Annotated in this window: 2 protein-coding genes; one reads left to right on the forward strand and one right to left on the reverse strand. The window is 46.8% G+C overall.

Features of this window, described 5'->3' with window-relative positions:
* The coding region (locus J1785_RS00605) for a YgiW/YdeI family stress tolerance OB fold protein (RefSeq protein WP_217218558.1) at nucleotides 1-393 on the reverse strand (393 nt) is incomplete at its 3' end.
* Nucleotides 394-689: 296 nt separating this feature from the next.
* Here J1785_RS00605 and J1785_RS00610 point away from each other — a divergent pair.
* On the forward strand, nucleotides 690-801 hold a 112-nt coding region (locus tag J1785_RS00610), incomplete at its 3' end, for a DUF2919 family protein (RefSeq protein ID WP_217218559.1).

Here is an 801-nt window from a genome sequence, read left to right on the forward strand (position 1 = left end):
GATCAGTTTTACGCTTTTGACATCCACTTCGACAGAATTCCAGTCTTTATCGACTTTACCTTCAATGCGGATTTTGTCCTTGGGTGACACGTTCTGTCCCTGCCAGCGTTTGCCGTCAATTTCGACATTGAGGGTGCCGGTATTGTCGCGGAAAATGTATTTATCATGGTCGATACGCTGATCGATGAACCCTTCCAGCATGATCCACTGATCATCCTTCATGGTTTGCGCGTCTTTCACTGTACTCAGCGCCGTGGTACCCGTGAAGCCACCCTGTGGGGCAGGCTGGGTTTGTGATTCCTGCGCCGACGGGCCGTTAAATCCGCCAGCCTGCTGGGCAAAGGCAGTGGCTGAACAAAGTGCAATGAGGGTTGCCAGCGTGATCTTCTTCATCATAATAGTCTTCCTTAAGTTAACGTTTCCAGAGTACCGGCAACGATGACATCGTTTCGGATGTGTTGCCGCGTTGGAGACCAGTAAAGCAGACAGTTCTTAACAGTTTCTTAAGCCTATACCCGGCATACTTAAAATTGCAGAGGTGTTGGCTGCGCTCAGTGATGTGAATCACTTACCTGAGTAAGTTCATCGGATCACTCCGCTGGCTGTTTTTCTGTACTTCGAATTATTTTAGGTATGCTATTGATATATTTTAAAAACTTAACTTCATTTGCAGGAACGTTGTCCTTTTTATGAACCCGGATGATTATAACGACCATGGTATGTTGCGCTTGCCATTGTGGTTTTGGACTATTTTGATTTTGCAGGCGCGGACCTGGATATTATTTGTGATGGTCGGGGCGT

The organism is Rahnella perminowiae (genome assembly GCF_019049755.1).
GTDB lineage: Bacteria > Pseudomonadota > Gammaproteobacteria > Enterobacterales > Enterobacteriaceae > Rahnella > Rahnella perminowiae.